This window comes from Pseudomonas sp. PSKL.D1 (assembly GCF_028898945.1).
In the GTDB taxonomy this organism is placed as follows: domain Bacteria; phylum Pseudomonadota; class Gammaproteobacteria; order Pseudomonadales; family Pseudomonadaceae; genus Aquipseudomonas.
Map to the genome: position 1 here is coordinate 32,192 of NZ_CP118607.1, position 24,433 is coordinate 56,624.

Consider the following 24,433-nt stretch of genomic DNA (forward strand, 5'->3'; position numbering starts at 1 on the left):
TTAACCGCGCGAGGCGGCGATTTTGATCAGCTTGGCATAGTAGAAGCCGTCGTGGCCGCCTTCCTGGGCCAGCAACTGGCGGCCGTGAGGTTGGCGGATACCGGCTTCGGTAGCCAGGTCCAGCTCACGGGCGCTCGGGGTGCGGGCGAGGAAGGCGTCGATCACTTCGGTGTTCTCGGTCGGCAGGCTGGAGCAGGTGGCGTATAGCAGCATGCCGCCTACTTCCAGTGTCGGCCACAGGGCATCGAGCAGTTCGCCTTGCAGGGCAGCCAAGGCAGGGATGTCGTCTGCCTGGCGAGTCAGCTTGATGTCCGGGTGACGGCGGATTACACCGGTGGCTGAGCACGGGGCATCGAGCAGGATGCGCTGGAACGGTTTGCCATCCCACCAGCTGGCAGTGTCGCGGGCGTCGCAGGCGATCAGCTCGGCGTCCAGTTGCAGGCGGTCGAGGTTCTCGCGCACGCGGGTAAGGCGTTTGGCTTCCAGGTCGATGGCCACCACATGGGCCAAACCGGCTTCGGCTTCGAGCAGGTGGCAGGTTTTGCCACCGGGGGCACAGCAGGCGTCGAGCACACGTTGGCCGGGAGCCAGTTCAAGCAGGTCGGCGGACAGTTGCGCCGCCTCGTCCTGAACGCTCACCCAGCCTTCGGCAAAGCCCGGCAGACCGCGCACATCGCAGGCTTCGGCGAGGACGATGCCATCACGGCTGAACTGGCAGGCGCTGGCGCTGACGCCTGCCTCGGCCAGCAGTGCCAGGTAGGCGTCGCGGCTGTGGTGGCGGCGGTTGACCCGCAGGATCATCGGCGGGTGGGCGTTGTTGGCAGCGCAAATGGCATCCCACTGCTCGGGCCAGAAGGCCTTCAGCGACTTTTGCAGCCAGCGCGGGTGAGCGGTGCGTACTACCGGGTCACGTTCCATACCTGCCAGCAGTTCTTCACCTTCGCGTTGTGCGCGGCGCAGCACGGCATTGAGCAGGCCCTTGGCCCACGGCTTTTTCAACTTGTCGGCACAGCCGACGGTTTCGCCGATGGCGGCATGGGCCGGAATGCGGGTGTAGAACAGCTGATAAAGGCCGACCAGCAGCAGCGCCTGCACGTCGGCGTCAGCGGCCTTGAACGGCTTCTGCAGCAGTTGCGCGGCCAGCAAGTCGAGGCGTGGCTGCCAGCGGGCGGTGCCGAAAGCCAGGTCCTGGGTCAGGCCACGGTCGCGTTCTTCGACCTTGTCCAGTTGCGCCGGCAGCGAGCTGTTCAGCGAGGCCTTGCCGCTGAGTACGGCGGCAAGGGCACGGGCGGCGGCGAGGCGAGGGTTCATTGACCAAGCACCTTGCCGTTGGCGAATTTCTCGCGGCGGCTGTTGAACAGGTCGCTGAAGTTCAGAGCCTTGCCGCCGGGCAGTTGAAGGCGGGTCAGGCTCAGCGCGCCGTCACCGCAGGCAACGACCAGGCCGTCCTTGCTGGAAGACAGGATTTCACCTGGGGCACCTTTGCCTGTGGACAAGTTGGCGGCCAGTACCTTCAGGCTTTCCCCGTCCAACGTGCTGTGGCACACCGGCCATGGGTTGAAGGCGCGTATCAGGCGCTCCAGCTCGACCGCCGGGCGGCTCCAGTCGATGCGTGCTTCGTCCTTATTGAGCTTGTGGGCATAGGTGGCAAGGGCATCATCCTGCACCTCACCGTGCAGCGAGCCGTCGGCCAGGCCGGCGATGGCTTGCACCACCGCAGGCGGACCCATCTCGGCGAGGCGGTCGTGCAGGCTGCCGCCGGTGTCTTCGGCGCTGATCGGGGTGACTACCTTGAGCAGCATCGGGCCGGTATCCAGGCCTGCTTCCATGCGCATGACGGTCACGCCGCTTTCGGCATCGCCCGCTTCCACGGCGCGCTGGATCGGCGCGGCGCCGCGCCAGCGTGGCAGCAGCGAGGCGTGGCTGTTGATGCAGCCCAGGCGCGGGATATCCAGCACCGCTTGCGGCAAGATCAGGCCGTAGGCCACTACCACCATCAGGTCGTGCTTGAGCGCAGCGAGTTCGGCTTGCGCGTCGGCATTGCGCAGGGTTGGCGGCTGAAACACTGGGATGTCATGGGCCACGGCCAGTTGTTTGACCGGGCTCGGCATGAGCTTCTGGCCACGGCCGGCCGGGCGATCGGGCTGGGTGTACACGGCCACGATCTCGTACGGGCTGTTTAGCAGGGCCTTGAGGTGTTCGGCGGCAAACTCTGGAGTGCCTGCAAAGACGATGCGCATGGAGTTCTCGCTTCAAAAAAGAAAAAGGCTTGCCGGAGCAAGCCTTCTGGAAGGGTGGGATCAGGCTTGCTGGCGGTGCTGCTTTTCCAGCTTCTTCTTGATCCGGTCGCGCTTGAGCTGCGACAGGTAGTCGACGAACAGCTTGCCGTTGAGGTGATCGAACTCGTGCTGTACGCATACGGCCAGCAGGCCTTCGGCTTCGAGTTCGAACGGTTTGCCATCACGGTCCAGGGCCTTGACCCGTACGCGCAACGGGCGGTCGACGTTCTCGTAGAAGCCCGGCACCGACAGGCAGCCTTCCTGGTACTGGCCCATGTCGTGGGTCAGCTCCTCGACCACAGGGTTGATGAACACCCGCGGCTCGCTGCGATCTTCGCTGAGGTCCATGACCACCAGCTGCTTGTGCACGTTGATCTGGGTTGCGGCCAAGCCGATGCCGGGCGCTTCGTACATGGTTTCAAACATGTCGTCGATCAGCTGGCGCAGGGCGTCGTCGAACTCCGTCACCGGTTTGGCGATGGTGCGCAGGCGCGGGTCCGGGAATTCGAGAATGTTCAAGATGGCCATAAGGTCAGGCAGTCACTGTGCGTTCGGTTGAAAACTGAGCACACATAATAAAGGGAATTGGGGCGTTCGGCACCTGCCAAAGCTCGGCTAGGGTCTCTATAGGCTTGATAGCTACCAATCAATGGACAGCTTTTCAAAGTGTTACCCACAAAGTTATCCACAGTTTGTGCCACGTAAATGGCCCTGTTTTGATCAAGGATGATCCCCATGCTCACCCACCATTCGTCGCATTGCCCGCCTGCTGAACTGGAAGCGCGGTTGCGCCTGCATCGCCTTCCGGAAACAGGATTGCGTCGCTTTCATACCTTGCTGGAAGCCTTTGGCAGTGCTTCTTCGGCGCTGACTGCACCTGCGGGGGCGTGGCGTGCCTTGGGGGTGCCTCAAGCGACCATCGATGCCAGGCGAAGTGCTGAAGTACGCGACGGCGCGCTGGCTGCAATGGCCTGGCTAGAGCGTCCGGGCCAGCATTTGTTGATGTGGGACAGCCCTGGTTACCCGGCTTTATTGGGAGAAATTGATGATGCGCCACCGCTGTTGTTCGTGGCGGGCAACCCTGCGTTACTGGAGCGGCCGCAAATCGCAATCGTGGGCAGCAGGCGTGCCACACCCACCGCGCTGGATACGGCGAGGGCGTTTTCCCGCTATTTGTCCCAAGCCGGTTTTGTGGTCACCAGCGGGCTGGCGCTGGGCATCGATGGTGCCGCTCATCGGGCGGCATTGGAGGCTGGCGGGACTACGATAGGCGTGCTCGGTACCGGTCTTCAAAAACTTTATCCACAGCGCCATCGTGACCTTGCCAGGCAGATGCTCGACTTGGGTGGCGCGCTGGTTTCCGAGTATCCGCTGGATGCCGGGCCGCTGCCTGGCAACTTTCCACGGCGTAATCGCATTATCAGCGGCATGTCGCTGGGTGTGCTGGTCGTCGAGGCGAGCCTGGCCAGTGGGTCGCTTATCACCGCGCGACTGGCGGCTGAACAGGGGCGTGAGGTGTATGCCATACCTGGCTCGATTCACCATCCTGGCGCCAAGGGCTGCCACCAACTGATTCGCGATGGCGCGCTGTTGGTGGAGAGCGTCGAGCAGATTCTGGAAACGCTCCAGGGTTGGAAGAATTTGCCGCCAGCAACTGTGGATAAACCCGACCACCCATTGCTTGCGCTGCTGCTGGCGGCACCGCAAACCACGGAAGCCTTGGCCCATTGCAGCGAACAGCCGCTGGCCCAGGTGCTTGCGCAACTGACTGAACTGGAGCTTGAAGGCCGGGTCAGCAATGAAGCCGGGCGTTGGTTTGCCCGCGTGGGCTGAGTAAACTGCGCGCAAGGCATATTTGGTGGAGAGAAAAATGGTGAGCAGTTGGCGTGTGCAGCAAGCCGCACGTGAAATCCGCGCGGGCGCGGTAATCGCCTACCCGACCGAAGCGGTCTGGGGCCTGGGCTGCGACCCGTGGAACGAAGACGCGGTGTACCGCCTGCTGGCGCTGAAGTCGCGGCCTGTGGATAAAGGCCTGATTCTGGTTGCCGACAACATCCGCCAGTTCGACTTCCTGTTCGAAGACTTCCCTGAAGACTGGATCGACCGCATGGGCGCCACCTGGCCGGGGCCGAACACTTGGCTGGTGCCGCACCAGGACCTGTTGCCGGAGTGGGTGACGGGGCAGCATGACACCGTTGCGCTACGGGTCAGCGACCACCCGCAGGTGCGTGAACTGTGCGCGCTGGTGGGGCCGTTGATTTCCACCTCATGCAACCCTGGCGGGCGCCCGGCGGCGAAGACGCGGTTGCGGGTGGAGCAATACTTCCATGGCGAGCTGGACCTGGTGCTCGGTGGGGCGCTGGGTGGGCGGAAGAACCCGAGCGTGATCCGCGATCTGGTCACTGGCGAAGTAGTCCGCGCAGGCTGATGTAGGAGCGGCCTTGTGTCGCGAAAGGGCTGCGAAGCGGCCCCAGATTTCAGTGCAAACGCATAAATTGCCGGGGCCGCTTCGCGGCCCTTTCGCGACACAAGGCCGCTCCTACACGAGGTATGCAGACTCTTTTGGCTGCACGCCATGCTGATAAAGAAATTTCCTACTCTCTGCGTCCGAATTCATCACCTTTCCATCAGATACCCTCGCCTCTAGCTTGCTAACCATGCGTTGCATGGGAGCTTCTGGAGAAATGCCGCTTTTTGAAAATGCCGAGTACCTTATAAGGGCGAATCTTGAGCAGCTTGCGTCCAACCATCGGGTCAGGGCGGTGGAAATAGGGACATTCACCATTGATCAGTTCGAAGCTATCAACAGGCAGAAGGAATCGCAGGATTTGCCGCTCTTGGAGGATCCGGGCATCGTTTTCATAGGAAGCCATGCTTACCGAAGCCGGGTAATACGAGATGGGTACACCATTGATGACATGGTTTTGCAAATCAAGTCGGCACTGGCGACGACGTCGATCTGGAAAAATGCTACGCACATGACCGCTCTTCGCAGCACCATTGCCCGTGATGATGGCTATGGCAATGAAATTTTTGATGAGGCGATTTTTGAACTGACGGCTCGCAAGCCCAAGGCAGAGCTGTATTCCATCATCCCGAAAGGGGATAGAAACAAACCCAAAAAATAAAGGCCGCTTAAGCGGCCTGAATGATGAGGCTGCACTCGCCCGGATAACTTGAAACTCAACCGGCGCACCAGCACAACCTCAGTGTCAAAGGCTACGCTTCCGAATCTGTTGGGTCAAGCCGATGCCTTGCGCCTTAACGGTGTTATGTGCGGCATGCGGTTTTTGTGATTTCGGCCCAAATGGCAGTGCGGGTTGAATTTCGGAAATTTCCTACAGCCCGTATCTAATACCATCACCTTCTCAGTAGGAACTCCTGTCTCTAGGATTCAGACCGTCGCCGAATAACTTGGCGATCGGGTGTGGTAACCCGGGTGATCTGGAGATACAGCCGCTATGGTGGCTGTACGCGGGAGGCATTTGCCTGCCGGGGAAGCTCCAGCCCGGTTTACCACCCCGCGTACAGCTGCCACCCATTCCGTGTGGTAACGGTTTGGTGTCAGCTCCTATGACTGGAGCGAAAGATGAAGAAGCTTGTACCCGATCCACCCATCCCCTGCACGTCCACCCGCGCCTTCGGCCGCTGAGACGCCGGCCATCCCCCACTCTTCACCGTAAACCCCGACATTCCTGCCGCCGACGCCCTGGTCCACGTAGCGCTTTACCTGCGCAGCGCCTACGAAACGGGCTACAAGGCACTCGATTACCTGCGCGAGGAAGGCCGAGGCATGTACTGGTCGAACCTGCACGCAATCGAAATGGCGGAGGGGCTGGTGGAAGCGATGCTGGATGGCATTGAGTCCGGATATTCGTCAAACAGCACTGCTGGCTGAGCGGACGTATTCGCGGGGCAAGCCTCACCTCAACGGCGTTGGCTTCATAATTATGCTGCCGAGGTCGGGGCTTGCCCCGCTTATTGGCCACAGAACCATACTCAGCAGAAATCTCCTACAGACACGATGGACACTGATCACCTCCCCGCTTGAAGTCATTCAATTTATGCTTCATGCCCTCAACGTATCCGACCATGAGTGGTTGAGGTTTGTACTTAGGCTTGTACAATGTTTTCAAGCCTATTACCCAGCCCGCCTCGCTGGGTTGAGAGAAACCTCCAGGCTCAGTCTGGGAAGGATTTGATGAAATGCATGTACTGACTTTTAGCCAGGCTCGCGCCGACCTGAAGCAGACAATGGATGACGTATGCCGTGACCATGAACCCGCGATAATCACACGCCAGCGCGGTGAGCCGGTGGTCATGATCTCGCTTGAGGACTACAACGGGATGCAAGAGACCTTGTATCTGCTGAGTTCTTCCGCCAACGCTAAGCGCTTGCGTGCGTCCATCGATCAGTTGCGGTCGGGTAATGCTGCTACCCATGAGCTGTCCCTAGATGAACATGAAGTCAAAACAACGCAACAAGACTGAAGCTCGTAACACAGTAAGCGTTGCGTTCACTTCGGAAGGTTGGGAGGATTACTGCCATTGGAAAGATGCAGATACGGACGTGTTTGCAGCGGTCAATGCCTTGATCAAGGAATGCCTACGTACTCCCTTCAGAGGCACGGGTAAGCCAGAGCCGCTGAAGGGCGATCTTTCAGGGTTCTGGTCCCGACGTATTACTCGCGAACACAGGCTGGTCTACTTCTTCGAGGGTGGGCGGCTCACCATATTGCAGTGTCGATATCACTACGATGATTGATCGTCTCCCGCCCCTGTAGCGGGCTGGTCCCGCGAATGGGCCGCAGAGCGGCCCCAATTACGTTAAGGCAACAATACAGTCGACCCCACCGTACGTCGCGCCGATAACTCAGCCTGCGCCTTCGCCGCCTCGCTCAACGGATACCGCTGCTGGATATCCACAACCAGCTTGCCACTGGCAATCATCGCAAACAGGTCATTCGCCATCGCTTGGGTGTTTTCGGCGTTGTTGGCATAGGTCGCCAGCGTGGGCCGGGTGACGTACAGCGAACCCTTTTGCGACAGAATCCCCAGGTTCACCCCGCTCACCGCCCCGGACGCATTGCCAAAGCTCACCATCAGCCCGCGCGGTTGCAGGCAGTCGAGCGAAGTCAGCCAGGTATCGGCCCCGACACCGTCATAGACAACCGGGCACTTTTTGCCGTCTGTCAGTTCCAGCACGCGTTTGGCAACATCCTCACGGCTGTAGTCGATGGTTTCCCACGCGCCCAGTGCCTTGGCCCGTTCCGCCTTCTCGGCTGAACTCACGGTACCGATCAGCCTGGCGCCAAGCGCCTTGGCCCATTGGCAAGCCAAAGACCCCACACCGCCTGCCGCCGCGTGGAACAGGATCACGTCACCCGCTTTAACCTCATAGGTCTGCTTCAGCAGGTACTGCACCGTCAAACCCTTGAGCATCACCGCCGCCGCCTGTTCAAAGCTGATGCTGTCAGGCAGCTTGACCAGGTTGGCCTCCGGCAGTGTGTGCACTTCGCTGTAGGCGCCCAGCGGCCCGCCGGCATGGGCCACGCGATCTCCGACCTTGAGCCGGGTCACGCCCTCGCCCACTGCCTCGACCACACCCGCCGCTTCAGTACCTAGCCCCGAGGGCAAGGAAGGCGGCGCATACAGCCCGCTACGGAAATAGGTGTCGATGAAGTTCAAGCCGATCGCATGGTTACGCACTCGCACCTGTTGCGGCCCGGGCGGGGCAGGTTCGAACTCCACAATCTGCAGCACTTCCGGGCCGCCATGCTGGCTGAACTGGATACGCTTGGCCATCTCGCACTCCTGTTGTCGGGATCGGGAAAGGCCTTCTATCGGACGCCTTTGCCTGATCGCCGTCAACTGCGGCGTGCCGCCTGCCGGTGGTATGCTACGCGGCGAATTCTTCCCTGCCCGTTCCTGGTGACCCGATGACTAGCCGCACCGAGGCCGTGAAAGCCTACCTGCTCGACCTGCAAGACCGCATTTGCTCTGCCCTCGAAACCGAGGACGGTGGCGCCCGCTTTGTCGAGGATGCCTGGGTGCGCGAAGCCGGTGGCGGGGGCCGCACGCGGGTGATTGGTGAAGGCAAGGTGATCGAGAAAGGTGGCGTGAACTTCTCCCACGTGTTCGGCGCCGGGTTGCCGCCATCGGCCAGTGCTCACCGCCCCGAGCTGGCGGGCCGTGGCTTCGAGGCCTTGGGCGTGTCGCTGGTGATCCACCCGCACAACCCGCATGTGCCAACGTCCCACGCCAACGTGCGCTTCTTCATCGCCGAGAAGGAAGGCGAAGAAGCGGTGTGGTGGTTCGGTGGCGGTTTTGACCTTACGCCTTACTACGGCAACGAAGAAGACTGCATACATTGGCACCGCGTCGCCGAGCAGGCTTGTGCGCCATTTGGTGCCGATGTGTACCCACGCTATAAAGCCTGGTGCGATCGCTACTTCCACCTCAAGCACCGTGGCGAGCCACGCGGCATTGGCGGGTTGTTCTTCGATGACCTCAACGAGTGGGACTTCGACACCTGCTTCGCCTTCATTCGCGCCATCGGCGATGCCTTTGTTGATGCGTACCTGCCGATTGTACAGCGTCGCAAGGACACGCCTTACACTGCCCAGCAGCGTGAGTTCCAGGAGTACCGCCGTGGCCGCTATGTGGAATTCAACCTGGTCTACGACCGGGGTACCCTGTTCGGCCTGCAGTCGGGCGGGCGCACCGAGTCGATCCTGATGTCGCTGCCGCCGCAAGTGCGCTGGGGCTACGACTGGAAGGCCGCACCCGGCAGCGAGGAAGCGCGCTTGACCGAATACTACCTGCAAGACCGCGACTGGCTTGGCCAGTAAGCCTGTGGATAACCAAGGAGCCGTCATGGATCAGTACGTCGTTTTTGGTAACCCCATTGGCCACAGCAAGTCGCCGCTTATCCACCGCCTGTTTGCCGAGCAGACCGGGCAGCAACTGGAATACGCGACCTTGCTGGCGCCGCTGGACGAATTCAGCGATTGCGCGCGCGGCTTTTTCAAGCAAGGCAGCGGTGGCAACGTTACTGTGCCGTTCAAGGAAGAAGCTTATCGCCTGTGCGACAGCCTGACCCCCCGTGCCCAGCGTGCTGGCGCGGTGAACACCTTGAGCAAGCTGGCTGATGGCAGTTTGCAAGGCGACAACACTGATGGCGCGGGCCTGGTGCGTGACCTGACGGTGAACGCCGGGGTTGAGCTGGCAGGCAAGCGCATCCTCGTGCTTGGGGCCGGTGGCGCCGTGCGTGGTGTGCTGGAGCCGATTTTGGCCCACAAGCCGCAGACGCTGGTGATCGCCAACCGCACGGTGGAAAAGGCCGAGCAGCTGGCGCGTGAGTTTGATGAGCTAGGGCCGGTGGTGGCCAGCGGGTTTGCCTGGTTGCAGGAGCCTGTGGATGTGATCATCAATGCGACATCGGCAAGCCTGGCCGGTGAGATGCCGCCGATTGCCGACAGCCTGGTCGAGGCTGGGCGTACGGTTTGCTACGACATGATGTATGGCAAGGAGCCGACGCCGTTTTGCCAGTGGGCCAGCCGTTTGGGTGCTGCCAAGGTGCTTGATGGGCTGGGCATGCTGGCCGAGCAGGCGGCGGAGGCATTCTTTATCTGGCGTGGGGTGCGGCCGGATACGGCGCCTGTGCTGGCCGAGCTGCGCCGGCAGTTGGCTCGGGGCTGAGGTTGTTGGGGCCGCTTTGCGGCCCATCGCGGATGAATCCGCTCCTATAGGCTGATCGCGGGCCCTTGTAGGAGCGGATTTATCCGCGATGGGGTGCGAAGCGCCCCCTTCACTCTTCAAACTGAATCGGGCAAAGCTCCACCCCTTCGAGCTTCTGCAACTCCTCGATCACTTGCGGCCTAGCCCGGTGCAGCGTCAGGCTACCGCCCGTGCGTATCAGCCGCCTTGCCTCGCGGTGCAACATATCCACACCCGAGTAATCGATGAAATTCACCTGCCGCGCATCAATCACCACATGCGGGCCTTGGCAGCGTTGCAACCGCACCTGCAGGTAATGCGCCGCACCGAAGAAAATCGACCCGCCCACCCGCAGCACATCAGCCTCCCCTTCCCGGCTCTGCTGCACCCGTGGCCGCGACGTGCGCTTGAGGTAAAAGAACAGCGATGCCAGCACCCCGGCATAGATCGCCGTTTGCAACTCCAGCAGCAAGGTTGCCGCAGCGGTCAGGGCCATGACCAGAAATTCCGACCGGCTGACCCGGAACAACGCCCTGATAGCCCGATGGTCCACCAGCCCCCAACAGATCAGCAAAATGCTGCCGGCCATGGCCGGGATGGGCAGGTGTGCGATCAACCCGGCACCGGTGACGGCGAACAACGCCACCCACAGCGCCGAAAATACCCCGGCCATTGGCGATCGGGCACCCGCGTCGTAGCTCAGGCCCGAGCGAGTGAAAGACCCCGAGGACAGGTAACCGGAAAAGAACGCGCCGACGATGTTCGAGAGGCCCTGGGCTCGGATTTCCTGGTCGGCGTCGATCAACTGTTCGGAGCGCCCAGATAACGAGCGGGCAATCGACAGGCTGGTAACCAACCCGAGCATGCCCACCGCCACGGCGCTAGGTAACAGGCGCAGCATGAGCTCGACGTCCAGAAGCGGCAGCGGGCTCAAAGGAGGAAGCTGGCCAGTGAACGCGGGCACACGGGGGACATGGCCAAAAAAGCCCGGCATCAGCCAGGCCAGCAGGCTTACAACGATCAGACTTATCAACAGGCTCGGCCAGCGTGGCCGCCAGAGTTTCAGGGCCATGCCGATCACGACCGTTGCCAAGCCCAAAAGCAGTGACGGCAAGTCGACGTCACCTGCATGGCTGGCCAGGTCCTGCACGGTCTTTAGCGCCGTGGCCTGGCTTGGCAGGTCCATGCCCAGCAGGTTGGGTAACTGGCCCAAAGCAATGACGATGGCTGCGCCCAGCGTGAAGCCGAGCACCACTGAATGAGAGACGAAATTGACCAATGCGCCGAAGCGCATCAGGCCGAGCAGCAACTGGAAGATGCCGCCGAGAAACGTCAGCAGCAGTACCAAGGTCACGTAATCGGCGCTGCCCGCCACGGCCAGCGGGCTGATGCTGGCGTAGAGGACGATGGAAATGGCGGCGGTCGGGCCGCAGATCAGGTGCCAGGATGAACCCCACAGGCAAGCGATGAGTACCGGAACGATGGCCGCGTAAAGCCCGTATTCGGCAGGCAGGCCGGCGATCAGGGCGTAGGCGATGGATTGTGGCAGGGCGAGGATGGCACCGCTGAGGCCTACCAGCAGGTCTTGGCGCAGGCTGCGGCCGGTTTGGCGGGGGAGCCAAGCCAGGAAGGGCAGCAGTTGGTGGGCTCGGGGCATGCATTGATCCTGTTCAAAAGCGCAGGCGAGGGCTTTGCCCTCGTTTCGCGACACAAGGCCGCTCCCACAGGCGATTGTGTTCCGCTGTATGAGCAGCCTAACAGACGAAAATCAGAGTTTGGCCTTCAACCTTTGCGCAGCATCCGCGCCTTTTAATGTAGTCACGCCCGCCAGCCACACATCCAGTACTTCAGGATGTGCCTTCACCCAAGCCCTGGCGGCCTCATCAAAGCTGATCTTTTTATCCACAACCTCGGCCATGATGCTGTTTTCCATGTCCAGCGTGAAGCTCAGGTTACTCAGCACTTTCGCTGCATTCGGGCAGGCTTGTGGATAACCTTTGCGCGTCAGGGTAAACACTTCACCCTTGCTGCCAAACCATTTTTCCCCGCCGGTGAGGTAATGCATCTTCAATTTCACGTTCATGGGATGGGGCGTCCAGCCTAGAAACGTAATGAACTGGTTCTTCTTCACTGCACGGTCCACCTGCGCCAGCATCGCCTGCTCGCTGGACTCCACCAGCTTCCACTGGCCGAGGTTGAACTCGTTCTTGTCGATGATCTCTTTCAGCGACAGGTTGGCCGGCGCGCCGGAGCCGATCCCGTAAAGCTTCTTGTCAAACTGGTCGGCGTGCTTCTGCAGGTCGGCAAAGTCTTTTACACCGGCGTTCCACACATCGTCCGGCACGGCCAGGGTGAACTCGGTGCCTTCGAGATTGCGCGACAATTGCTGCACATCGCCTGTGGCAATGAATTTGTCATGGAAGCCTTGCTGCGCTGGCATCCAGTTGCCCAGGAAGGCATCGACCTTGCCGTCCTTGAGGCCGCCATAAATGATCGGCACCGCCAGGCTGTCGATTTTTACCTGGTAGCCGAGGCTTTCGAGCAGCAGGCGGGCTACTGCGTTGGTCGAGGCGATGTCGCTCCAGCCAGGGTCGGCCAGCTTCACGGTGTTGCATTGCGCGTCGTCGGCGTAGGCCGTGGCGGTGCCCAGGCTCATTACAAGGGCAATAACGGCTGTGGAGAACTTCTGCATGGCGGCCTCTCTTCTCAATCCATGGGTGCGGGCTGTGGATAACGTGCCTTGCGCTCGAGGTCGTCGAGATCGATGTGGTTGCGCATGTACTGTTGGCTGGCGTCCACCAACGGTTGGTGGTCCCAGCTTTTCAGCTTGCCGATGGCCAGCGCCTCAGCCACCAGGCGGCGGCGGCGCTGGCTGGCCAGTACCTGCTGGCGCAGGTTGGGGATATCCCAACGCTGGCGTGCTTCATCGACAAATGCCTGCAGCAGCGCCTGGTGGTCCGGGCTGCCGGTGAGGTTCTCCCGTTCGTGCGGGTCGCGGCTCAGGTCATAGAGTAAACATGGGTCGTCTTCGCTGTACACGAACTTGTAGGCGCCGCGGCGGATCATCATCAGCGGGCCGACCGTGCCTTCGGCCATGTATTCGCCGATCACCTCGTCATGGCCCCCCTGCCCTTGCAGGTGGCCGAGCAAAGAACGGCCGTCGAGGTGAAGCTGGTTATCCACAGCGCCTCCGGCCAGTTCCACCAGCGTCGGCAGCAGGTCACAAGTCGACACTGCAGCGGTCACGCGGCCCGGCGCGAAGCGTTTGGGCGCATGCACCAGCAGCGGTACGCGTGCCGACATCTCGAACCAGTGCATTTTGTACCAGAGGCCCCGCTCGCCAAGCATGTCGCCATGGTCGCCGGAGAACACGATGAGAGTGTTATCAGCAAGATTGCATTCTTCCAGCGTCTGCAGCAGCTGGCCGATGTTGTCGTCGATGTAGCTGCAGGCGCCAAAGTAGGCGCGGCGGGCATCGCGGATTTTGTCCACAGGCAGGGGTTTGTTCCACAAGTCGTAAACCTTGAGCAAACGCTGCGAGTGCGGGTCGAGTTCGTGCTGGGCAAATTCTGCGCGGGGCATGGGGATATCCACAGCCTCGTAGCGATCCCAGTAACGCTTCGCGATGGTGTACGGGTCGTGGGGATGGGTCATGGATACCGTCAGGCAGAACGGCCGACCATCGTTTTCGCGGACATGGTCATAGAGGTACTGGCGGGCCTTGAACACCACCTCTTCGTCGAAATCGAGCTGGTTGGTGCGCACGCAGGGCCCGGCCTGCAGCACCGACGACATGTTGTGGTACCAGCTTGGGCGCTCGTCGGGAGCATCCCAGTTCACGGCCCAGCCATAGTCGGCCGGGTAGATATCGCTGGTCAGGCGCTCTTCGTAACCATGCAGCTGGTCCGGGCCGCAGAAGTGCATCTTGCCCGACAGTGCGGTGCGGTAGCCGAGGCGGCGCAGGTAGTGGGCGTAGGTTGGTACATCGGCGGGAAAGTCGGCGGCGTTGTCGAAGGCACCGATGCGGCTGGGTAACTGGCCGCTTACCAGGGTGAAGCGCGAGGGCGCGCATAGAGGGCTGTTGCAGTAGGCAGCATCAAAGACTACGGCCTGCTCCGCCAGGCGGCTCAGGTGTGGCATCTGGATAGGGGACGAGGCGTAGATCGGCAGCAAGGGCGCGGCCATCTGGTCGGCCATGATGAACAGGATATTCGGGCGCGTCATGGTGGCTTCCATCGTTGAGGATTATGCGAACCGCTTGCCTACCAAGATGCGACTGTGGATAACATGGGTAAAGCCCATGGCGGGCAATGACTGGGATTAGCTGTGCTTATGTTTGACCACCTTGCCGAACTGTCCCTCGATGCATTGCGTGTGTTTGAAGCCGCCGCTCGACTACGGGGTTTTACCGCTGCGGCGCTGGAGCTTGGCACCACGCAGCCGGCAGTGAGCCAGCAGGTCAAACGCCTGGAGGCGCAACTGGGCACGCGGCTGTTTGACCGGATCTACCGGGGTATAGAACTGACCGAAGCGGGCTTGGCACTTTTCCAGCAAGTTCACCAAGGCTTGCAGGCCATGGATGACGGGATTGCCCAGGTCAGTGGCCGGGGCCAGCGTGAGGTGCTGCAGGTGGCCACGGACTTTGCGTTTGCCGCGTTCTGGTTGATGCCGCGCCTGCAGCGCTTCCATGAAGCTTATCCACAGGTGGATGTAAGCCTGGTTACGGGTGAGCGAAGCCAGGGCATGCTGCGTCCAGACATCGACGTTGCGGTATTGTTTGGCGACGGGCGCTTTCATCAAGGTGAGAGCCGATGGCTGTTTGATGAAGAGGTTTTCCCTGTCTGCAGCCCGCGGTTGATCCATGGCAAACCCTTGTCAGCCGTGGCTTTGCAGCGTTTGCCCCTTTTGCATTTAAGGGGTGAGCAGGCTAGCCGCTGGTTCGATTGGGCCGGGGTGTTTCGCGGGCTTGGCGTGGACAGCCCGCCGCCCGCCGGCCAACTGCGCTTCGACAACTACACGCTGCTGATCCAGGCCGCGATTGCTGGCCAGGGCGTGGCGATCGGTTGGCGGCATCTGGTCGATGGCCTGGTGGACCAGGGCTTGCTGTGTCGCCCACTGGAGGGCAGTTTGAAGTCGCGTCGGGGCTATTATGTGGTTTTGCCGCCGCGTAAACGGCGCGGGGCTTTGATCGAGCGGTTTGTCGACTGGCTGGAGCAGGAGCGCGTGGGCTAGTGGCAATGTATTCAGGAGTTAACGTGCAGAGAATCAAGGGCTATCACGCCCATGTGTATTACGACGCGTCGACTATCGAGCAGGCGCGGGAGCTGTGCGAGGAAGCGGCGCGGCTGTTCGCCGTGACCATGGGGCGTATGCACCAAAAGCCTGTGGGGCCGCACCCGGACTGGAGCTGCCAGTTGGCGTTCGGGCCAGAGGTGGTGGGTGTGGTTTTGCCGTGGCTGGCACTTTATCGCAAGGGGTTGGTGGTGTTTCTGCACCCGTTGACCGGGGATGAGCTGGCGGACCACCGGGATCATGCGATCTGGATGGGGGCTATACGGCCTTTGGATTTGTCGATTTTTGGAGGATAGTGCTGCCTTCATCGCGGATGAATCCGCCCCTACGCGTGTAGGAGCGGATTTATCCGCGATGCTGGCGACGCGGTTCAGCGGCGGGCGCCGCGCACCCCTTCAGCCAGTGCCGAGCACAGGCTCAATACACCAGTTACCGCCTGATCGGCATCCTTGGCCTGGGCAATCTTGTCGACAAGCGCCGACCCCACCACCACGCCATCGGCCAGGCGGGCGATCGCTGCAGCTTGCTCCGGCGTACGAATACCAAAACCAACACTGATCGGCAGGTCGGTATGGCGACGCAGGCGGGCAATCGCCTCGGTCACGTGCTCGGTGGTTGCGGAACCCGCACCGGTGACACCGGCTACCGACACGTAGTAGACGAAGCCGGAGCTGCGCTCCAGCACGCGCGGCAGGCGAGCGTCGTCGGTAGTCGGCGTGGTCAGGCGAATAAAGTCGATACCTGCCGCCTGAGCCGGGGTGGCAAGTTCTGCGTCGTGCTCTGGAGGCAGGTCGACGATGATCAGGCCATCGACGCCTGCTTCTTTCGCATCGGCGACAAATTCAGCCACGCCAAAGCGGTGGATCGGGTTGTAGTAACCCATCAGCACGATCGGCGTGGTCTGGTTATCCACACGGAATTCACGAACCATCTGCAGGGTTTTGGCCAAGGTCTGGCCAGCTTCCAGCGCACGTAGCGTGGCGAGCTGGATGGCCACGCCGTCAGCCATCGGGTCGGTGAACGGCATGCCCAGTTCGATCACGTCGGCGCCAGCTTCCGGCAGGCCCTTGAGGATCTGCAGCGAGGCGTCGTAGCCGGGGTCGCCAGCAGTGATGAAAGTGACCAGCGCGGAGCGGCCTTCGGCTTTCAGGTCGGCGAAGCGTTGTTCAAGACGGCTCATGCCTGTTTCTCCTGGGCGGCCATGTGGTTCATCACAGTTTGCATGTCTTTGTCGCCACGGCCCGACAGGCAGATGACCATCAGGTGGTCCTTCGGCAGGGTTGGCGCGCGCTTGATGGCTTCAGCCAGCGCGTGGGAGCTTTCCAGCGCCGGGATGATGCCTTCCAGGCGGCACGTGGCGTGGAAGGCGTCCAGCGCCTCGTCGTCGGTAATGCTGACGTACTCAACACGCTTCACTTCGTGCAGGTAAGCGTGCTCCGGGCCGATGCCCGGGTAGTCCAGGCCTGCGGAAATCGAGTGGGCGTCGGTGATCTGGCCGTCGTCATCCTGCAGCAGGTAGGTGCGGTTGCCGTGCAGTACGCCCGGCACACCACCATTGAGGCTGGCGGCATGCTTGTCGGTGTCGACGCCATGGCCACCAGCCTCGACGCCAATGATCTGCACGCTGGCATCATCGAGGAAATCGTGGAACAGGCCCATGGCGTTGGAGCCACCACCGACGCAGGCGATCAGGCTGTCAGGCAGGCGGCCTTCCTTTTCCTGCAACTGGGCGCGGGTTTCCTTGCCGATGATCGACTGGAAGTCGCGGACCATTGCTGGGTAGGGGTGCGGGCCGGCCACAGTACCGATCAGGTAGAAGGTGTCATCGACATTGGTAACCCAGTCGCGCAGCGCTTCGTTCATGGCATCTTTCAGGGTGCCGGTGCCTGCGGTGACCGGCACGATCTCGGCGCCCAGCAGTTTCATGCGGAATACGTTGGCCTGCTGTCGCTCGATGTCGGTGGCGCCCATGTAGATAACGCAGGGCAGGCCGAAGCGCGCAGCCACGGTGGCGGTCGCCACGCCGTGCATGCCGGCGCCGGTTTCGGCGATCAGGCGTTTTTTGCCCATGCGCTTGGCCAGCAGCACCTGGCCAATGCAGTTGTTCACCTTGTGTGCGCCGGTGTGGTTGAGCTCTTCACGTTTGAAGAAAATCTTGGCGCCGCCGCAGTGCTCGGTCAGGCGCTCGGCGAAGTACAGCGGGTTCGGGCGGCCGATGTAGTCACGCTGGAAGTAGGCCAGTTCTTCAAGGAACTTGGGGTCGGCCTTGGCCGCTTCGTATTCGCGGGCCAGGTCCAGCACCAGCGGCATCAGGGTTTCAGCCACGTAGCGGCCGCCGAACGAGCCGAACAGGCCGTTGGCGTCAGGGCCGGCGCGGTATTGGGTCTGGGTCATGGGGCGCTCCAGGGCGTTATGAATGAGTGATGGGCTTTACTGTAACCACCACACGCCCGGCTGAAAACCGATAAGATTGCGTAAACATGTCAGGAAAACTCACATATCAATGGCCCACGACCTCCCTCCTCTCAATGCTTTGCGCGCCTTCGAGGCGGCGGCACGCTTGAACAGCGTTAGCCAGGCTGCGGAAGTGCTGCATGTGACGCACGGTGCAGTCAGCCGTCAGGTCAAGGCGCTGGAAGAACACCTGGGTGTGGCCCTGTTCGTAAAAGAAGGGCGTGGCATCAAACTCACAGATGCCGGGGTGCGACTGCGGGACGCCAGTGGTGAGGCCTTCGACCGGCTGCGCAGTGTGTGTGCCGAGTTGAGCCGTGACGTCAGCGAAGCGCCTTTCGTGCTGGGCTGTTCTGGTAGCCTGCTGGCGCGCTGGTTCATTCCCCGGCTCGGGCGGCTGAAGGCAGATCTGCCGGAACTGCGCCTGCACCTGTCGGCAGGTGAAGGTGACCTCGACCCACGGCGCCCCGGGCTGGACGCACTACTGGTTTATGCCGAACCGCCCTGGCCTGCCGACATGCAGGTGCATGTGCTGGCGGAGGAACGCATCGGGCCGGTGCTCAGCCCGCATTTCAGTGGTTACGAGCGCTTGCGTGATGCCCCCGCCAAAGCGTTGCTCGATGAGGCTTTGCTGCACACCACGTCACGCCCGCAGGCATGGCCTACGTGGGCTGAGCAACAGGGCCTTCATGCCGCGGACTTGCAGTTTGGCCAAGCGTTCGAGCATTTGTATTACTTGCTGGAGGCTGCAGTGGCCGGGCTTGGAGTGGCTATTGCACCACAACCTTTGGTGGCCGATGACCTGCGTGCCGGGCGGCTGAGCGCACCCTGGGGGTTTTCACCCACACCGGCCGCCTTGGCTCTGTGGGTGCCACGGCGCACCGCTGATGGGCGCGCCGAGCAGTTGGCGCAGTGGCTGCGCCGCGAACTGGCTTAGTTGCGACGGTAAAGCAGGTAAGCCGCCAGCAGGCCAAGGGCGCCGATAGCCACGCCGGCGGTGGTGACCGGGTGTTCCTGCGCATAGTCGCGGGTTGCAATGCCCGTCTGGCGGGTTCGGTTCTTCACTTCCTCGTAAGCATCGCTTAGCAGGCTGCGCGAGTGTTTAAGCGCGCTTTCGGCGTTGCTGCGGATGGCCTTCACGGACTTCTGGGACTCTTCCGAGGCGTCATGCTTGAGGTTTTCCAGGGTTTTCAGAAGGCTCTCGATCTCCGCTTCCATGCTTTCCAGGGATGTTTTACGCAGCGAGTTGCGGTGCATGTTGACTCTCCTTCGCAGGGTGGGCTGTACAGGTTGCGACTGCGCTGCAACAAGAAAGTGCGATCGAACTTTGGTGCGAGGTGACGGCTCGCAGGTAAACCAGGCCTGCGCTGCTAGGCTGAACCAAACCGTCATTGAAGGAGAACACTCATGTCCGATCATCACACCTACAAGAAGATCGAACTGGTCGGCTCTTCGGCCACCAGTATCGAAGAGGCGATCAATAACGCCCTGGCGGAAGCGGGTAAAAGCATCAAGCACCTGGAGTGGTTCGAGGTGGTCGATACCCGCGGCCATATCCGGGACAACAAGGCGGCGCACTTTCAAGTAACCCTCAAGGTCGGCTTCCGGATTGCAAACAGCTGATTGAGCTGGGTGCCTTGTTGGCGCTCATATCGAATTTCATCGGTACAAGGAAAGCGAGTGATGAAGAAACTGATAGTGGCGGTAGGCCTGATGACGCTGGCGGGTAGCGCGCTGGCGGCAGGCAAGCCTTGTGAAGAGCTAAAGGCGGAAATTGCGGCGAAGCTGGATGCGAAGGGCGTCAGCGGCTACACGCTGGAAATCGTCAGCAAGGGCGAACCGGCAGGCAAAGTGGTGGGTACCTGTGAGGGTGGCACCAAGGAAATTGTCTATCGTCGGGGTTAGACGGCAGTTCTTCGCGGGTAGCCCAACTTCCCACCCTGTGGGAGCGGGTTTACCCGCGAACAGCCTTACTCGGACTTGAGCGCCTGCGCCAACAGCTCGTAAGACCTGACCCGGTCGGCATGTTCATACAAATCACAGGTGAAGATCAGCTCATCCGCACCGGTCTGCTCCAGCAGCACTTCCACCTTGGCCCGTACTTTCTGCGGGCTGCCAATCATCGCCAGCCCCAGGAAGCTGCCCACGGCATCCCGTTCATGGGGCAGCCACAGGCCATCCATGCTCGGAACCGGCGGTTTCTGCATCAGGCTCTGGCCACGCATCAGGGCCAGGATGCGCTGATACACCGATGTCGCCAGATACTCGGCCTGCTCATCGGTATCGGCGACCACCATTGGTACGCCAAGCATCACGTACGGCTTGTCCAGTGTGGTGGAGGGCTTGAAATGGTTGCGGTACACGCGGATCGCCTCATGCATGTAACGCGGCGCGAAGTGCGAGGCGAAGGCGTAGGGCATGCCGCGCATGCCAGCCAACTGGGCGCTGAATAGGCTGGAACCCAGCAGCCACATCGGCACTTCGGTGTCATGACCCGGCACGGCGATCACTTTTTGATCATCGGTACGCGGGCCAAGGTACCGCGACAATTCCTCTACATCATCCGGGAAGTCGTCGGCACTGCCCGAGCGCTCGCGCCGCAGGGCGTGGGCGGTCATCTGGTCTGAGCCGGGGGCGCGGCCCAGGCCCAGGTCGATGCGCCCTGGGTAAAGGCTGGCGAGGGTGCCGAACTGCTCGGCGATTACCAGCGGCGCATGGTTGGGCAGCATGACCCCACCCGAACCAATGCGGATGGTTGAGGTACCGCCAGCGAGGTAGCCGATCAACACCGAGGTGGCGGAGCTGGCGATACCATCCATATTGTGGTGTTCAGCCACCCAGAACCGGTTGTAGCCAAAGCGTTCGGCATGCTGTGCCAGGTCCAGTGAGTTGCGCAGTGACTGCGCTGGGCCTTGATCGGCACGCACCGGCACCAGGTCGAGGGTGGAAATTTTCAGGTCACGCAGCTGCGTCATCGGAGCCTCCGCAGAAAGTGGGTGGCCACAGGGCCTTTCAGACTCTGTATGGGCACATTGCGTCGATTCCAATGCCAGTTGAGCGATTCGTCTGAACTTGCCGTAGGGCGATGGCCTCACAAGGCATAGATACCAGACCGAATGACCAGGAGGCATCATGAAAAAAACAGCATCGGCGATCTGGCAAGGTGGCCTGAAAGACGGTAAAGGGTTGTTGTCCACCGAAAGCGGCGCGCTCAAGCAAAACCCTTACGGTTTCAACACCCGATTCGAGGGGCTGCCCGGGACCAACCCCGAGGAGCTGATTGGCGCAGCGCACGCCGGATGCTTCTCGATGGCGTTGTCGATGATGCTCGGCGAGGCGGGGCTTACCGCAGATCGAATCGATACCATCGCTGAAGTTACTTTGGACAAGCAGACTGATGGCTTTGCCATCACTGCCGTGCATTTGACCCTCAAGGCCAAAGTGCCCGGGGCAGATGTCGCGCAATTTCTTGAAATCGCCAACAAAGCCAAGGCCGGCTGCCCGGTATCGAAAGTATTGAATGCGAAGATCACCCTGGACGCTTCGCTGGTGAGCTAGGCCAGCGCGATGGCGATGCTTTGCGGTAGTCTAAACAGCGTTGGCAGCGCCGCTGCTTTTGCAGGAGCCGTTTCATGATTCGCGTAGCAATTGCCGTACTGGCTTCCCTGATGGCCACGTCCTCGTTGGCGGCAGTGAAGCCGTGCGAGGAGCTGAAGGCTGAAATCGAGGCCAAGATCCAGGCTCGGGGTGTTACGTCGTACACCCTGGAAATCGTGCCCAACAGCGAGGTCAAGGACCAAAATATGGTCGTTGGCAGCTGTGATGCCGGGACGAAGAAAATCATCTACCAGAAAAACGACCGGTAGAGCGCCAAGGGCCGTTATGCGGCCCTTGGGTTCACGGTATGCAGAACACGTTGCTGGGTTCGTTGACCAGCACCTTGCGGCTCGAGTCGTAGAGCAGGATCTGCGGCTCCATGACTGGCGCCCTTGCTTCAAGACGATAGCGCTCACCCGCTTTGAAATCGTCAAAGCGTACCGTCAGATAGCACGTCCGGTCTTTGGGCGAGGTCAGCATGCCGCCTGCGTAGATTTCATAATCAAACCGCACCACGAGCTCATGCTTGCCAGGCGTCACCTGGAAGTATCGGCCGTCATTCAGGCGCTTGCCGTCGAGGCGGTCGGCCATGATCACGCGGCCGGGCGTCATGGTGTATAGGTCTACCCAGGCTTGTTTGGGGTCGGCGGGCGGCAAGGGGCTGGCGCAAGCCCCCAGTGCACTGAGGGCGATCAGCATCATGGGCTGGCGCATGGTGAAACTCCCACTTGCAGTTACAAGGTACAAGCATAGCGCCGTTTGCGGGTTTCAGGTGCGTTGGCAGCCCGCTGGCAGGCCTTGACCGACCAGTTTTTGCTGATGGTCATACAGCTTGATCCACGGGCGGAAACCGATGCTGCCCGCTTGCAGCTGGTAGCGCTGGCCAGCGCTGAAATCCTTGAAGGTGAGGTTGAGCTGGCAGTCGCGCCACAGCGGCTCTTCCACCGGGCCAATGTTGCTTGGCGTAACCGCGAACTGGTAGCGCACAGTCAGCTCATGACTGCCGGGTTGAACCTCGAAGTAACGGTTGTCGGCCCACTCTCGCTCGTCCACCTGCACGGCGTGCAGCGATGTGTCGTCGTTGGGGGCCAGTTCAACCCAGGCCTGGTTGGGGTCGGGGTCGGGCAGGGTCGAACAGGCAGAAACCAGCAACAGTGAGCTGGCGACGAACAGTGCACGCATGGCGAAACTCCCCCTGGGCGAGATAGTCTTGGAGCGCAATGGCCGTGAGCGAGCTGGATAGCCAAGATGGATCGACTTTTTCTTTTGAAGCGCTCAGGCCCTGGGCCACTCGACCGTGTTTTCAGGCTTTTGGTTCCCGTAGTGGGCATGTTTCTGCTGAGTGGTTGCAGCACGCTGGGTTATTACGGCCAGCTGGCTGAGGGCCAATGGCAACTGTTGCGCGCCCGCCAGCCAGTGGAAGCCGTGATCGCAGACCCCGGCAGCAACCCGCAATTGCGCGCTCGCCTGGAGCATGCCGAGCAGGCGCGGGCGTTTGCCAGCCAGCAGCTGAAACTGCCGGATAACCGTAGCTATCGTGTTTACGCCGACCTGGGCAGGCCTTATGTGGTGTGGAACGTGTTTGCCACGCCGGAGCTATCGCTACAGCCGGTGACGCACTGTTTCCCTGTGGCGGGGTGCGTGGCTTATCGCGGCTACTATCGCCAAGGCGCGGCACGCGGTGCAGCGGCGGTAATGCGTGAGCAAGGCCTGGACGTGTACGTGGGCGGTGTCGAGGCGTATTCGACCCTTGGCTGGTTTGATGACCCGATACTGTCATCGATGGTCGGCTGGGGTGATGAGCGGCTGGCCACGCTCATCTTCCATGAGCTGGCGCATCAGCGTTTTTATGTGAAGGACGACACTGCATTCAATGAGTCTTTCGCCACCTTTGTAGAACAGGAGGGAACGCGGCAATGGCGCGTGTCCCGTGGGCTTGCAGCCGTTGGTGATGATCACGGCAAGCAGCGTGAAGAGTTCGTCCGCCTGGTGCTGGCCAGCCGGGAGCGGTTGCAGGCGATTTATGCCGGGCCGCTGGATGATGACCACAAGCGAGCGGCCAAGCAGGCGGAGTTCGAGCGGTTGCGCGCGGAGTATCGTGTGGTGCGTGACAGCCAGTGGGCCGGGGATAAACGCTATGACGCTTGGGTGTATGGGGCGATGAGCAACGCCAAGCTGTTGCCATTCGGTCTGTATGACCAGTGGGTGCCGGCGTTTGCGGCATTGTTTCAGTCGGTTGATAGAGACTGGGTGAAGTTTTACGAGAAGGTTGAGGCGCTGGGGCGGTTGCCGACGCCGGAGAGGAATGACGTGTTGCAGCAGTTGATGTGAGTTTGGGGCTGCTGTGCAGCCCATCGCGGATGAATCCGCTCCTACAGGGATACGTTTGTAGGAGCGGATTCATCCGCGATGGGCCGCAAAGCGGCCCCAAGGCTAGCGAACGAATGCCTGATGCATCTCGGCGACCGTTGCAAAATGGAAGGCGGGTTCTTCTGCCATCAGCTCTTCCCGGCTGCCAAACCCATACCCGACCGCCACGGCCTGCAACCCATTACTACGCGCCCCGATCAGGTCATGCTTACGATCACCGATCATCAGGGTTTGCGCCGGGTCCAGCCCCTCCTCGTCCAGCAAGTGGCGAATCAGCTCGACCTTGTTCGTGCGAGTGCCATCCAGCTCACTGCCGTAGATCACTTTGAAGTGATGGTCGAAGGCAAAGTGCCGGGCAATTTCGCGGGCGAACTCCCAAGGTTTGGAAGTAGCCACGTAAAGCGTTCGGCCTTGGTTGTTGAGGGCTGCAAGCAGTTCAGGCACGCCTTCGAACACCGAGTTTTCGTAAAGGCCGGTGACACGAAAGCGCTCTCGGTAAAAATTCACCGCATCCCAGGCTTTGGCTTCGTCAAAACCATAGAACTGCATGAAGGCCTGCAACAAGGGCGGGCCGATGAAGTGCTCCAGACGTGTCAGGTCCGGTTCGTCGATGCCCAGTTTGGCCAAGGCATACTGAATTGAACGGGTAATGCCCAGCCGAGGGTCGGTCAGGGTGCCGTCGAGGTCGAAGAGGATGTTTTGCTGATGCATGCGCGTCTCGGTAG

Annotated in this window: 29 protein-coding genes and 1 pseudogene; 16 read left to right on the plus strand and 14 right to left on the minus strand. The window is 61.1% G+C overall.

The features are described 5' to 3' along the window. From rsmB to def, 3 genes are read right to left on the minus strand one after another with little or no spacing between them, the layout of a single operon-like run. Nucleotides 1–1,311, minus strand: a complete 1,311-nt coding sequence (gene rsmB / locus PVV54_RS00135; RefSeq protein ID WP_274908032.1) for a 16S rRNA (cytosine(967)-C(5))-methyltransferase RsmB — start codon at nucleotides 1,309–1,311, stop codon at nucleotides 1–3. Continuing rightward, nucleotides 1,308–2,240, minus strand: coding sequence for a methionyl-tRNA formyltransferase (gene fmt / locus PVV54_RS00140; protein WP_274908033.1), 933 nt, complete (start codon nucleotides 2,238–2,240; stop codon nucleotides 1,308–1,310). Before fmt ends, rsmB begins: the two co-directional genes overlap by 4 nt. A 60-nt stretch (nucleotides 2,241–2,300) precedes the next feature. Continuing rightward, entirely contained in the window at nucleotides 2,301–2,807 is a 507-nt protein-coding gene (gene def / locus PVV54_RS00145; RefSeq protein WP_274908034.1) for a peptide deformylase, read from the minus strand. Nucleotides 2,808–3,014: 207 nt separating this feature from the next. On the opposite strand from def, the gene dprA reads away from it, so the two are divergent. The 6 genes and pseudogenes from dprA (at nucleotide 3,015) to PVV54_RS00175 (ending at nucleotide 7,044) form a co-directional block, all read left to right on the plus strand. Then, complete coding sequence (gene dprA / locus PVV54_RS00150) at nucleotides 3,015–4,112, plus strand: DNA-processing protein DprA (RefSeq protein WP_274908035.1); 1,098 nt, start codon at nucleotides 3,015–3,017, stop codon at nucleotides 4,110–4,112. 37 nt (nucleotides 4,113–4,149) lie between these two features. Further along, nucleotides 4,150–4,707, plus strand: a complete 558-nt coding sequence (locus PVV54_RS00155; protein ID WP_274908036.1) for an L-threonylcarbamoyladenylate synthase — start codon at nucleotides 4,150–4,152, stop codon at nucleotides 4,705–4,707. Between the two features lie 256 nt (nucleotides 4,708–4,963). Next, the gene (locus PVV54_RS00160) at nucleotides 4,964–5,407 is read left to right on the plus strand and encodes a hypothetical protein (RefSeq protein ID WP_274908037.1); all 444 of its coding nucleotides are present in this window, start codon (nucleotides 4,964–4,966) and stop codon (nucleotides 5,405–5,407) included. Between the two features lie 461 nt (nucleotides 5,408–5,868). Next, nucleotides 5,869–6,177, plus strand: a pseudogene (locus PVV54_RS00165) (hypothetical protein). A 308-nt stretch (nucleotides 6,178–6,485) separates the two neighbouring features. Continuing rightward, a complete protein-coding gene (locus tag PVV54_RS00170) occupies nucleotides 6,486–6,770 on the plus strand; it encodes a type II toxin-antitoxin system Phd/YefM family antitoxin (protein ID WP_274908038.1) in 285 nt (94 codons plus the stop codon). Further along, nucleotides 6,736–7,044 carry a Txe/YoeB family addiction module toxin gene (locus PVV54_RS00175; protein WP_274908039.1) on the plus strand — a complete coding sequence of 103 codons (309 nt, stop codon included), beginning with the start codon at nucleotides 6,736–6,738 and terminating at the stop codon, nucleotides 7,042–7,044. Before PVV54_RS00170 ends, PVV54_RS00175 begins: the two co-directional genes overlap by 35 nt. Nucleotides 7,045–7,106: 62 nt before the next feature. Here the strand turns inward: PVV54_RS00175 and PVV54_RS00180 are convergent, their stop codons facing one another. Continuing rightward, complete coding sequence (locus PVV54_RS00180; RefSeq protein WP_274908040.1) at nucleotides 7,107–8,084, minus strand: NADPH:quinone reductase; 978 nt, start codon at nucleotides 8,082–8,084, stop codon at nucleotides 7,107–7,109. Between the two features lie 134 nt (nucleotides 8,085–8,218). Here PVV54_RS00180 and hemF point away from each other — a divergent pair, with 134 nt between their 5' ends. Next, nucleotides 8,219–9,130 carry an oxygen-dependent coproporphyrinogen oxidase gene (gene hemF / locus PVV54_RS00185; protein WP_274908041.1) on the plus strand — a complete coding sequence of 304 codons (912 nt, stop codon included), beginning with the start codon at nucleotides 8,219–8,221 and terminating at the stop codon, nucleotides 9,128–9,130. A gap of 25 nt (nucleotides 9,131–9,155) precedes the next feature. Beyond that, the gene (gene aroE / locus PVV54_RS00190) at nucleotides 9,156–9,980 is read left to right on the plus strand and encodes a shikimate dehydrogenase (RefSeq protein WP_274908042.1); all 825 of its coding nucleotides are present in this window, start codon (nucleotides 9,156–9,158) and stop codon (nucleotides 9,978–9,980) included. A 109-nt stretch (nucleotides 9,981–10,089) separates the two neighbouring features. Here the strand turns inward: aroE and PVV54_RS00195 are convergent, their stop codons facing one another. The 3 genes from PVV54_RS00195 to betC form a co-directional block, all read right to left on the minus strand. Next, nucleotides 10,090–11,655, minus strand: coding sequence for a SulP family inorganic anion transporter (locus PVV54_RS00195; RefSeq protein ID WP_274908043.1), 1,566 nt, complete (start codon nucleotides 11,653–11,655; stop codon nucleotides 10,090–10,092). Nucleotides 11,656–11,766: 111 nt separating this feature from the next. Then, nucleotides 11,767–12,690 carry a choline ABC transporter substrate-binding protein gene (choX, locus tag PVV54_RS00200; protein ID WP_274908044.1) on the minus strand — a complete coding sequence of 308 codons (924 nt, stop codon included), beginning with the start codon at nucleotides 12,688–12,690 and terminating at the stop codon, nucleotides 11,767–11,769. A 14-nt stretch (nucleotides 12,691–12,704) separates the two neighbouring features. Continuing rightward, entirely contained in the window at nucleotides 12,705–14,222 is a 1,518-nt protein-coding gene (gene betC, locus PVV54_RS00205) for a choline-sulfatase (protein WP_274908045.1), read from the minus strand. A gap of 108 nt (nucleotides 14,223–14,330) precedes the next feature. Between betC and PVV54_RS00210 the strand changes: the two genes are divergently transcribed. Further along, entirely contained in the window at nucleotides 14,331–15,230 is a 900-nt protein-coding gene (locus PVV54_RS00210) for a choline sulfate utilization transcriptional regulator (protein WP_274908046.1), read from the plus strand. A gap of 23 nt (nucleotides 15,231–15,253) precedes the next feature. Continuing rightward, nucleotides 15,254–15,586 (plus strand): DOPA 4,5-dioxygenase family protein, encoded by a 333-nt coding sequence (locus tag PVV54_RS00215; RefSeq protein WP_274908047.1) that lies wholly within the window; start codon nucleotides 15,254–15,256, stop codon nucleotides 15,584–15,586. A gap of 74 nt (nucleotides 15,587–15,660) precedes the next feature. Here the strand turns inward: PVV54_RS00215 and trpA are convergent, their stop codons facing one another. Both trpA and trpB read right to left on the minus strand, forming a co-directional pair. Beyond that, nucleotides 15,661–16,470 (minus strand): tryptophan synthase subunit alpha, encoded by an 810-nt coding sequence (trpA, locus tag PVV54_RS00220; RefSeq protein ID WP_274908048.1) that lies wholly within the window; start codon nucleotides 16,468–16,470, stop codon nucleotides 15,661–15,663. Further along, complete coding sequence (gene trpB, locus PVV54_RS00225) at nucleotides 16,467–17,684, minus strand: tryptophan synthase subunit beta (RefSeq protein WP_274908049.1); 1,218 nt, start codon at nucleotides 17,682–17,684, stop codon at nucleotides 16,467–16,469. The genes trpA and trpB overlap by 4 nt, the downstream gene beginning before the upstream one ends. 109 nt (nucleotides 17,685–17,793) lie before the next feature. Between trpB and PVV54_RS00230 the strand changes: the two genes are divergently transcribed. Beyond that, nucleotides 17,794–18,678 (plus strand): LysR family transcriptional regulator, encoded by an 885-nt coding sequence (locus PVV54_RS00230; protein ID WP_274908050.1) that lies wholly within the window; start codon nucleotides 17,794–17,796, stop codon nucleotides 18,676–18,678. Here the strand turns inward: PVV54_RS00230 and PVV54_RS00235 are convergent. After that, complete coding sequence (locus tag PVV54_RS00235; RefSeq protein ID WP_274908051.1) at nucleotides 18,675–18,998, minus strand: DUF883 family protein; 324 nt, start codon at nucleotides 18,996–18,998, stop codon at nucleotides 18,675–18,677. The two genes, PVV54_RS00230 and PVV54_RS00235, sit on opposite strands and share 4 nt — an antisense overlap. Nucleotides 18,999–19,148: 150 nt before the next feature. Between PVV54_RS00235 and PVV54_RS00240 the strand changes: the two genes are divergently transcribed. Continuing rightward, entirely contained in the window at nucleotides 19,149–19,364 is a 216-nt protein-coding gene (locus tag PVV54_RS00240) for a dodecin (RefSeq protein ID WP_274908052.1), read from the plus strand. Nucleotides 19,365–19,424: 60 nt separating this feature from the next. Further along, entirely contained in the window at nucleotides 19,425–19,646 is a 222-nt protein-coding gene (locus PVV54_RS00245; RefSeq protein ID WP_274908053.1) for a DUF1161 domain-containing protein, read from the plus strand. 65 nt (nucleotides 19,647–19,711) lie between these two features. Here the strand turns inward: PVV54_RS00245 and PVV54_RS00250 are convergent, their stop codons facing one another. Beyond that, nucleotides 19,712–20,716: an LLM class flavin-dependent oxidoreductase gene (locus PVV54_RS00250; protein WP_274908054.1), complete on the minus strand. Its 1,005-nt coding sequence runs from the start codon at nucleotides 20,714–20,716 to the stop codon at nucleotides 19,712–19,714. 157 nt (nucleotides 20,717–20,873) lie between these two features. On the opposite strand from PVV54_RS00250, the gene PVV54_RS00255 reads away from it, so the two are divergent. Both PVV54_RS00255 and PVV54_RS00260 read left to right on the plus strand, forming a co-directional pair. Continuing rightward, nucleotides 20,874–21,299, plus strand: a complete 426-nt coding sequence (locus PVV54_RS00255; protein ID WP_274908055.1) for an OsmC family protein — start codon at nucleotides 20,874–20,876, stop codon at nucleotides 21,297–21,299. A gap of 74 nt (nucleotides 21,300–21,373) precedes the next feature. Next, nucleotides 21,374–21,607 (plus strand): DUF1161 domain-containing protein, encoded by a 234-nt coding sequence (locus PVV54_RS00260; RefSeq protein ID WP_274908056.1) that lies wholly within the window; start codon nucleotides 21,374–21,376, stop codon nucleotides 21,605–21,607. A gap of 31 nt (nucleotides 21,608–21,638) precedes the next feature. Here PVV54_RS00260 and PVV54_RS00265 read toward each other — a convergent pair whose 3' ends face one another. Further along, the gene (locus tag PVV54_RS00265) at nucleotides 21,639–22,052 is read right to left on the minus strand and encodes a PA0061/PA0062 family lipoprotein (RefSeq protein ID WP_274908057.1); all 414 of its coding nucleotides are present in this window, start codon (nucleotides 22,050–22,052) and stop codon (nucleotides 21,639–21,641) included. A 54-nt stretch (nucleotides 22,053–22,106) separates the two neighbouring features. Beyond that, a complete protein-coding gene (locus PVV54_RS00270; RefSeq protein WP_274908058.1) occupies nucleotides 22,107–22,520 on the minus strand; it encodes a PA0061/PA0062 family lipoprotein in 414 nt (137 codons plus the stop codon). Between the two features lie 84 nt (nucleotides 22,521–22,604). On the opposite strand from PVV54_RS00270, the gene PVV54_RS00275 reads away from it, so the two are divergent. Beyond that, on the plus strand, nucleotides 22,605–23,669 hold the full coding sequence (locus tag PVV54_RS00275; protein ID WP_274910511.1) for an aminopeptidase: 1,065 nt from the start codon (nucleotides 22,605–22,607) through the stop codon (nucleotides 23,667–23,669). A 102-nt stretch (nucleotides 23,670–23,771) separates the two neighbouring features. Here PVV54_RS00275 and PVV54_RS00280 read toward each other — a convergent pair whose 3' ends face one another. Continuing rightward, a complete protein-coding gene (locus PVV54_RS00280; RefSeq protein WP_274908059.1) occupies nucleotides 23,772–24,419 on the minus strand; it encodes an HAD family hydrolase in 648 nt (215 codons plus the stop codon). Nucleotides 24,420–24,433 lie beyond the last annotated feature (14 nt).